General features: G+C 72.1%; 7 protein-coding genes. 5 read left to right on the top strand and 2 right to left on the bottom strand.

Annotated features, from left to right (window positions below; translation table 11 throughout):
• Positions 1-162: 162 nt before the first annotated feature.
• The gene (locus tag GEV28_RS40695) at positions 163-1,053 is read right to left on the bottom strand and encodes a LysR family transcriptional regulator (RefSeq protein ID WP_291419488.1); all 891 of its coding nucleotides are present in this window, start codon (positions 1,051-1,053) and stop codon (positions 163-165) included.
• A gap of 67 nt (positions 1,054-1,120) precedes the next feature.
• On the opposite strand from GEV28_RS40695, the gene fxlM reads away from it, so the two are divergent.
• From fxlM to GEV28_RS40675, 4 genes are all read left to right on the top strand, one after another.
• Positions 1,121-2,293 (top strand): methyltransferase, FxLD system, encoded by a 1,173-nt coding sequence (gene fxlM / locus GEV28_RS40690; protein ID WP_291419486.1) that lies wholly within the window; start codon positions 1,121-1,123, stop codon positions 2,291-2,293.
• A 57-nt stretch (positions 2,294-2,350) separates the two neighbouring features.
• The gene (locus GEV28_RS40685) at positions 2,351-3,682 is read left to right on the top strand and encodes an MFS transporter (protein WP_291419483.1); all 1,332 of its coding nucleotides are present in this window, start codon (positions 2,351-2,353) and stop codon (positions 3,680-3,682) included.
• Complete coding sequence (locus tag GEV28_RS40680) at positions 3,679-5,115, top strand: aminotransferase class V-fold PLP-dependent enzyme (RefSeq protein ID WP_291419481.1); 1,437 nt, start codon at positions 3,679-3,681, stop codon at positions 5,113-5,115. Before GEV28_RS40685 ends, GEV28_RS40680 begins: the two co-directional genes overlap by 4 nt.
• Positions 5,116-5,270: 155 nt before the next feature.
• The gene (locus tag GEV28_RS40675) at positions 5,271-6,212 is read left to right on the top strand and encodes a lipase family protein (protein WP_291419479.1); all 942 of its coding nucleotides are present in this window, start codon (positions 5,271-5,273) and stop codon (positions 6,210-6,212) included.
• A gap of 111 nt (positions 6,213-6,323) precedes the next feature.
• On the opposite strand, the gene GEV28_RS40670 is transcribed toward GEV28_RS40675, so the two are convergent.
• Entirely contained in the window at positions 6,324-6,833 is a 510-nt protein-coding gene (locus tag GEV28_RS40670; protein ID WP_291419477.1) for an Lrp/AsnC family transcriptional regulator, read from the bottom strand.
• An 88-nt stretch (positions 6,834-6,921) separates the two neighbouring features.
• Here GEV28_RS40670 and GEV28_RS40665 point away from each other — a divergent pair, with 88 nt between their 5' ends.
• Positions 6,922-8,103, top strand: a complete 1,182-nt coding sequence (locus tag GEV28_RS40665; RefSeq protein WP_291419475.1) for an MFS transporter — start codon at positions 6,922-6,924, stop codon at positions 8,101-8,103.
• Positions 8,104-8,863 lie beyond the last annotated feature (760 nt).

The following is an 8,863-nucleotide window of genomic DNA, read 5'->3' as shown; positions in this document are numbered from 1 at the left end:
CGGCATCGAGATCAGCGACCGACAGATGAAAGAACTCCCGATCACCCGCGACACCTGGCACGGCGACTGGAACTACACCCTCCGCCCGACACGCGACACGCCCAACCCACCCTGACTTGATTCACTACGCGCCCTAAGTGATGAACTTCCGGGCGCGGGACACTAGTTCACGATCACGCGCAGCAGTGCCGCGGCCGGGCCCGCCAGGCGGCGGCCCTGCTGCCACACCGCGCGCAGGCGGCGTTCGAGGCGGAGGTCCGCCACCGTCACCTCGATCAGCGAGCCCGCGGCCAGGTCGGCCTCGACCGCGTGGCGGGACAGCACGGCCGGCGCGATGCCGGCCACGGCCGCGCCCTTGACCGCGGCGTTCGAGCCCAGCTCCAGCTCCGGCTCGACGGGGGTGAACCGCACCAGCACGCGGTCCAGGGTCTCGCGGGTGCCCGAGCCGGGCTCGCGCACCACGAGCGGGGTCGCGGCCACCTCGGCGGCCCGCAGCGGGCGGCGGCGCCGGGCCCACGGGTGCGCGGGCGGCACCACGACGATCAGCTGGTCCGCGCCGACGACCCGGCTCGCCAGGCCCTCGGTCAGGGTCGGGCCCTCCACGAAACCGAGGTCCACGTCCGAGTCGCCGAGGACGAGGCGAGCGACCTCGGTGGAGTTCGTCACCGTCAGTCCTACGTGTACGTCCGGTTCGGACCGGCGGAGGTCGGACAGCCAGCGGGGCAGCAGCGCCTCCGCGATCGTCATCGACGCGGCGATCCGCAACGCCGCCGACCGGTTCGTGCGCAGTGCGGTGAGGCTGCCCTGGAACTCCTCGGCCGCGGCCAGCAGCGTGGTCGCCCACGCCACGACGAGCTTCCCGTCGGTGGTCAGCGTCGAGCCGTGCGGCGTCCGGACCAGCAGCGGGAGGCCCGCCCGGCGCTCCAGCGCGGCGAGCCGCTTGGTCGCCGACGGCTGGGCGATGCCCATGGCTCTGGCCGCGCGGCCGACGCTGCCGAGCTCGGCGACGTACACCAGCAACCTGAGCGACTCGAGATCCGGTGGGGCAGACATGCACACAGGCTATGGGGGTTGCCCGCAATGGGAACATGGTGCCGGCTTTGACGGAATGGAGGCCTCGTTGGGCGCCGAGCTGAACGCGCTGCGTGAGCAACTGCTCGTCCACGTCCGGGAACAGGGTGGCGCCACCGACGCACTGGTGGCCGACGCGCTGCGTACCGTGCCGCGGCACATCTTCCTGCCCGACCTGCCGCCGGACGCCGCTTACCGCGACGAGGCCATCGTCACCAAGCGCGACGCCGACGGGCAGCCGACCAGCTCGTCGTCGCAGCCGACGATCATGGCGATCATGCTCGACCAGCTCGGCGCCGCGCGCGGCCACCGGGTCCTCGAGATCGGCGCCGGCACCGGGTTCAACGCCGCGCTCATCAACCACATCGTCGGTCCCAAGGGGAAGGTCGTCAGCATCGACCTCGACCCCGAGATCGTCGAGCGGGCCGAGGACAACCTGTCCGCCGCGGGCTGCGAGGGGATCAAGGTTCTCAACACCGACGGTGCGCTCGGCTGCCCCGACAAGGCGCCCTACGACCGCATCATCGCCACCGTCGGCGTCTGGGACCTCGCCCCCGCCTGGCACGAGCAGCTCAAGCCGGCGGGCCGCCTCGTCGTCCCGCTCGACCTGCGTGGCGTGCAGCGCTCGGTCGCGTTCGAGCGCGCGGGCGACCACTGGACGTCCATCTCGGCGAGCCCGTGCGGGTTCATGCGCATGCGCGGCACGTTCGCCGGCCCGGAGCGCAACTACGTGCTGGACAGGCAAACCCACCTCACGGCCGCCCTGCCGGAGGCCCGCGAGCTCGACACCGCGGCCGTGCTCGAGACGCTCGACGCGCCGGAGGTCGAGATCCGCACGGGCGTCACGCCCGAGCGGTTCGAGCTGTTCGACGGCTTCGGGCTGTGGCTCGCGGTCCGTGAGCCGCGCTGGTTCGGGTTGTCCGAAGTGGAGCCCGGCACGCGGCTGGCGAACGCGCCGCTGCGTGCGCCGGGCACCGTGGCCACCGCCGGCATCCTCGACGACTTCGGGCTCGCGACGCTGTCCGCCGAGGACGGCGAGCTGGTCGTCACCGGCACCGAGCGGATCGCCGACGAGCTCGCCGCGCACGTCGTCGCGTGGGACGAGGCCGGCCGGCCGGGCTCGGCCGGTCTGCGGATCGACGCCTACCCGGCCGGCACCCCGGCCGACGGTGAGATCGTGATCGACAAGAAGTGCGTTCGGCTCGTACTTGGCTGGAGCTGAGGAACCCTACCTGGACTGGACGTGCGTGCCCGGTGACCGTAGGGTCACCGCGCAATGATGAATTCCGCTCGCGTTCCGGTCGAGGCGGATCGGCTGCCCACGCGCACACGGTTCGGCTACTCGCTCGGCTCGCTCGCGACCGGCGCGTTCGGCACGGTCCCGGGCCTGCTGCTGCTCCCGTACCTCACCGACACGCTCGCCGTGTCGGCGTCGGTCGCGGGCCTGCTCGTGCTGCTGCCGAAGGCCTGGGACGTGCTGTTCAACCCGGTCGCCGGGCGGATCAGCGACCGCACCACCGGCCGGCTCGGCGCCCGCAGGCCGTACCTGATCGGCGGCGGCGTCGCGCTCGCGGTCTTCTTCGCCGGCCTGTTCGCGGGCCCGGACACCGGCTCGGCCACCTTCGACGGGCTGTACGTGGCGGGCATGTTCCTGTTGTGCGCCACGGCGTTCGCGTTCTTCCAGGTGCCGTTCAACGCGCTGCCCGTCGAGCTCACCGCCGACCCGGCCGAGCGCACCCGGCTGACCGCGTGGCGGATCGCGGTGCTCGCGATCGCGATCCTGCTGTGCGGCGCGGGCGCGCCCGCGATCCGGGACGCGGTCGGCGGCATCGCCGGCTACCGGGTGATGGGCATCGCGGTCGGCGTGCTGATCGTCGTCGGCGCGGTCGGCGTGTTCTTCGGCGTCGCGCGGGCGTCGCGGAGCCGGGTGCTGCCGTCGGTGTCGAACTGGCGGGAGGTGCTCGCGGCGGTACGGGACTGCCGGCCGTTCCGCTGGCTGCTGCTCGCGTTCGTCATCCAGTCGGCCGGCATCGGGACGCTGCTGGCCGGCGTGGACTACATGGCCCGGGTCGCGCTGAACGACAAGGGCCTGCAGTCACTGCTGTTCGCCGCGTTCGTCGGGCCGGCGCTGCTCGTGATGCCGCTGTGCATGAAGATCGCGGACCGCTACGGCAAGCGGTTCGGCTACGTGCTCGCCTCGCTCGTGTTCACCGTCGGCGTGCTGGGCCTGCTCGGCGCGCGGGTGTTCCCGGTCGGCGTCGTCGTCGCCTGCGCGGCGGTCGTCGGCGTCGGCTATACGGGCATCCAGGTGTTCCCGCTCGCGCTGCTGCCGGACGTGATCAGCGCCGAGGAGGAGCGCACCGGCCAGATCCGCGCGGGCCTGTTCGCCGGCGTGTGGACCGCGGGCGAGACCCTCGGCCTCGCGCTCGGCCCCGCGCTGTACGGGATGGTGCTGGCCGCAGGCGGCTACGTGTCCTCGGCCGGCGACGACGTGACCCAACCGGCCGGCGCGGTCACCGCGGTGATCATCGGCGCCGGTCTCGTCCCCGCCCTGTTCGCCCTCGCCGGGCTGCCGTTCCTGCGACGCCGGATCTTGGAGGTTGACCCATGACCGCCGCCGGCCCACCGGCCGACCAGGTGCTCGACGAGCTGCGCACGCTGCGGGCAGGCGACCTGCCGACCCACGGCGGCCGCACGCTGGCCTACGTCTACGACAGTGGACTGTCCGGTTTGGACGAGCTGGCCGCCGCCGCGCACGCGCTCGCGAGCTCCGCGAACGGGCTCGACCCGACCGCCTTCCCGAGCCTGCTGCGGATGGAGAACGACGTCGTGTCGACCGCGGCCGCGCTGCTGGGCGGCGGGCCGGGCACGGTCGGGTCGGTGACCTCCGGGGGTACCGAGAGCTGCCTGCTCGCCGTGCAGGCCGCGCGGGACGCCCGCCCGGGTGTCGACCGGCCGCGAATGGTGCTCGCCGGCACCGCGCACGCCGCGTTCCACAAGGCCGCGCACTACTTCGGCGTCGAGGCGGTCACCGTGCCGGTGGACCCGCGGACGTTCCGCGCCGACCCGGACGCGATGGCCGCGGCGATCGACGAGGACACCGTGCTCGTGGTCGTGAGCGCGCCGTCCTACGCGCACGGCGTGGTCGACCCGGTGGCGCCGGTCGCCGCCGCGGCCGCGGCGCGTGGCGTGCGGTGCCATGTGGACGCGTGCATCGGCGGCTGGGTGCTGCCCTACTTCCGCCGCCTCGGCGTGGCCGTGCCGGACTTCGACCTGTCCGTGCCGGGCGTGACGAGCCTGTCGGTGGACCTGCACAAGTACGCCTACTGTCCCAAAGGGACATCGGTGCTGCTGCACGCGGACGCGTCGCTGCGCCGGCCGCAGTTCTTCGCGAGCGCCCGGTGGCCGGGCTACACGATGCTCAACTCGACGTTGCAGTCGACGCGTTCCGGCGGTCCGCTGGCCGCGGCCTGGGCGGTGCTGCGGCACGTCGGCGACGCGGGCTACGAGCAGTTGGCGTCGCGCACGCTGGCGGCGGTGCGGACGCTGCGGGCCGGCATCGAGGCGATCGACGGGTTGCGGGTGCTCGGCGATCCCCGCTCGTCGCTGCTGTCGGTCACCGGCGTGGCCGACGACTTCGACGTCTTCACGGTGGCCGACGAGATGACCGAGCGGAGCTGGTACGTCCAGCCGCAGTTCGGTTTCCGGTCCTCGCCGGCGAACCTGCACCTTACGGTGACCGCGGTGAACCACGGGTCGGAGCCGGAGCTGCTCGGTGACCTGGCCGACGCGGTGGCGGCCGCCCGCGAGGCCGGTCCGGTGGCGCTGCCGGCCGAGTTGCTCGACGCGATCGCCGCGCTCGACCCCGACTCGCTGACCCCCGAGCAGTTCGCCGGTCTGCTCGCGGCGGCCGGCCTCGACGGGGTCGGTGTGCCGAAGCGGATGGCCGAGGTGAACACGATGCTGGCGGCCGCGTCGCCCACGCTGCGGGAGCGGCTGCTGGTGGAGTTCCTGAGCGCCATGTACACGGCGAACCCCGCCTGAGGCTCGCCCAGGCGGGGTTCACCGTCCACTTCAGACGAACAGGCCGCTGGCGGCGTTGATGAACGTGCCGGTGATCGCCCCGCCACCGCCGTAGATGACCGCGTTCTTGTTCCGCAGCTTGACTTTCTCCTTCGGCTCGTTCGGCCATCCTTGCCGTGCGCTCGACCGACTCGAAGGGCCGGCCGGTCGCGGTGGCCACCACGTTGATGGAGCCGCTCACCCCGTACCCCGGCACTCGCCCGCTCGTGTCCTACCAGCAGGCGATCGACAGCCTCGGCGACCAGTGCCAACCGTCCTACACACTGCGCACCGGCACGGCCTACGAGCTCGCCCTCATCGCGATGGCGCTCAGCAAGGGGTGGGCCGTCACCAGTACCGACTTCGAAGGACCGCGCCACGCGTACGGCGCGGGCCCCATGGCCGGGCACGCGGTCCTCGACGGGATCCGCGCGGCGCTGCGGCAGCTGGGACGGCACACCCCGGTCGGCCTCTGGGGCTACTCCGGCGGCGGGCAGGCCACCACCTGGGCCGCCAAGCTGCAACCGGGCTACGCACCGGAGATCGACGTCAAGGGCATCGCGGGCGGCGGCGTCCCGTCGGACCTCGCGGCGGCGGGCGAGCTCATGGACGGCAGCGCCTTCGCGGGGTTGTTCATCGCGGCGGCGGTCGGGGTCGGCCGGGAGTACCCGGAGATCCTGCACGTCCTGAACGACGAGGGCCGGGCGATGATGGACCGGGTCGGCGACATGTGCGTGGCCGAGGAGGCGACCGCGCTCGCGTTCCGGCGGCTCGACGAGTTCACCACCACACCGAACCCGCTGGCCGACCCAGTGGTCGCGCGGGTGCTCGCCGAGAACCACCTCGGCCAGGTCACCCCGACCGCGCCGACCTACCTCTACCACTCGGTGTTCGACGAGCTGATCCCGTTCTCCTCCGCGCAACGGCTCCGCGCGACCTACTGCGCGAACGGCGGCACGGTGCGGTTCGTGCCCGACTACCTCAGCGAGCACGCCGTCCTCGCGGTCAGCGGGGCACCCGGCGCGGTGAGGTTCCTGGGTGACCGGTTCGCCGGCCGTCCGGCGCCGGACAACTGCTAGTGCCCCCCGCCGGAAGTTCGTCACCTGATTCGCCGGCCCAGCAGCTTTCCTCCGCCTTGCCAGGAACCACGTTGATCCACAGCGGACGCAAAGGAACAGGATCACGCGACTCTAGGAGGACCAGCCCTCGGCACGGGTGGCGGTCAGGTAGTCCTCGACGGGCGGCTCCACGGGCCGCCCGTCGAACTGCGTCGACAGCACGACCGACGACCGCAGCTCCCCGTGCTGGCCGACGCGCTCGAACAGGCCCTCGAGGTGCTCGAGCGTCGCGGCCCTGACCTTGACCATCGCGCAGTGGTCGCCGGACAGCTTGTGGATCTCCACGATCTCCGGGTAGTCCGCCGCCGCGCTGGTCTTGAGCAGGCAGTGGCCGAGCGAGCAACGCATCTGCACGAACGCGAGGAACGGGTAGCCGGCCAGCCGCGCGTCGACCTGCGCGTGGTAGCCGGTGATCACCCCGGACTCCTCGAGCCGCCGCACCCGCTCGGCCACCGCGGGCGCGGACAGGTTGATCCGGCGCCCCAGCTCCTTGAACGACAGCCTGCCGTCGGCCTGCAACTCCTCGACGATCTGCCAGTCGACCCGATCCAGCGGCCTTTCCGAACGAAAGGTCTCGGCCACGACATTCCTTCCGTAGTGCGGGTGCGAGCGACGTTACGCCGTTGCGAGGCCATTCGAAACGGGGTTGCAGCTGCCTAGGGTTGATCTCATGACCATCCTGCTGACCGGCGCTCGCCGCTCGACCGTGTCCCTGTTCTCCGGCGTGGCCGCGATGAACACCGCGATGGTCGGCGCGAGCACGGCCGCCACGCTCATCGCCGCGGACGCGGCCGGGCCGGGGTGGAGCGGGCTGCCGAACGCGTTCGGCGTGATCGGCACCGCGGCCGGCACGCTCGGCGCCGGCGCGCTGATGGCCCGGCGCGGCAGCCGGCCGGTGCTGCTCGCCATGTACGGCCTCGGTATCGCGGGCGCGGTGGTCGCGTTCGGCGCCGCGGCCGGCACGGTGCTCGCCGTGCTGGTCGCCGGCATGGTGTTGCTGGGTATAGGAAACGGCGCCGCGCAGATGTCCCGGTACGTCGCGGCCGAGCTGTACCCGGTCGAGCGCAAGGGGTTCGCGCTGTCGGTGATCGTGTGGGCCGGCACGGTCGGCGCGGTCGCCGGCCCGGCGCTGATCGCGCCCGGCGCGCACGCGGCGGGCTGGCTGGGGCTGCCGGAGCTGGCCGGGCCGGTGCTGGTGGCCGCGGTGGCGACGGCGCTCGCGTTCGTGGTGACGGTCGGGTTGCCGCGGGTGCCACCGCCGCCGCCCCGGCCGCGGCTGTCCGGCGCGATGGTGGCCGCGGCGCTGCGCAGGCCGGAGGTGCTCACCCCGCTCGTCGCGATGGTCGGCGCGCAGGTAGCGATGGTCGCGGTGATGACGATGACTCCGTTGCAGCTCGAGACGCACGGGCACGGGCTCGACGTGGTCGGCTGGATCCTGTCCGCGCACATGATCGGGATGTTCGCGCTGGCCCCGCTGTCCGGCCGGATCGCCGACCGCTGGGGCGGCCGCGCGACGATCTACCTGGGCATCGGCACGCTCGCGCTGGCGGCGGTCACCGCGGTGTCGGCGCCGACCGCGCACACCTCCGGACTGCCGCTCGCGCTGTTCCTGCTGGGGTACGGGTGGAACCTCGTGTTCGTCGGCGGCAGCAGCCTGCTCTCGCGCGACCTGCCGGCGGCGGAGCGCACCCAGCTGCAGGGCGTGGTCGACGCGGTGGTGTGGGGCTCGTCCGCGGCGGCCAGTCTCCTGGCCGGCGCGTTGTTCGGGCTGGGTGGGTACGCGCTGGTGGCGATCTTCGGCGGGGTGCTCGCGCTGGCCCCGACGTTCCTGGTGGCCCGGCGTGCCGGCTAGGCGATTGAGTCCGTGACGTTGGTGTTGGTGGTCGTAGGCGATCGGTGACCGTTTGCTGGTCAGGTCGGTGGTCCTGTTGTGCCGGCGCGCGTCCTGAACGCGGAGAGGGGCTTGATGTTGGAGGAGCTGATCGATGCGGTGCTGCGTGACCGATGAAGGTTTGGCCCTTCGGAGCCGCCGTGCGGGGGGACGTTTCACACCGCCTCATGCTCGTTGGCTGAAGACCGTCGTGGTGAGCGATGAGGAAAGGCGCGGGTCATGCGTCCGGTAGGGATTAGGAAGACGAGCGCGGGCGAGTCGTTGCTGAGGTGTCGAAACAACCTTGGCGGCACCGAGACCGGGGGTGTTCTGGTGATCCCGGGATGAGTCTGGCGGACGCCCGCGGACTGGCCAGATGGTGTTCGGCATGAAGACGACGTGAGCCTGATCTGCCGCGGTCACGCGGAACAGGAGAAGGCACCGCCAACAGCGTGCCTGATCGTCATGATCTGACCTGATCTGAGTTTCAGCTGCGAACACGGCGGGTAAGTGTCACCTCGATGGGGTGAAACCGTTGCTGCACAACGGAAACCGCGCACGGTCTTCGGTAGACTGAGCATATGTGCGAACCGATTGTGGTGCTTCCCGAGGATGCTTCCCCGGAGGCAGCGCCGCTGGCGACGGCGTTCGGGTTGGCGCGGCTGTCCTGGCAGGCCGAGGGACGCATGCTGGAACAACTCGCGGTGTACACCGCGGCCAGTGGTGGTGAGTTCGACGCACT

It is taken from the genome of Actinophytocola sp. (assembly GCF_009379765.1).
Taxonomy (GTDB): Bacteria; Actinomycetota; Actinomycetes; order Mycobacteriales; family Pseudonocardiaceae; genus Actinophytocola.
This window is presented reverse-complemented; position numbering and strand designations above follow the sequence as displayed.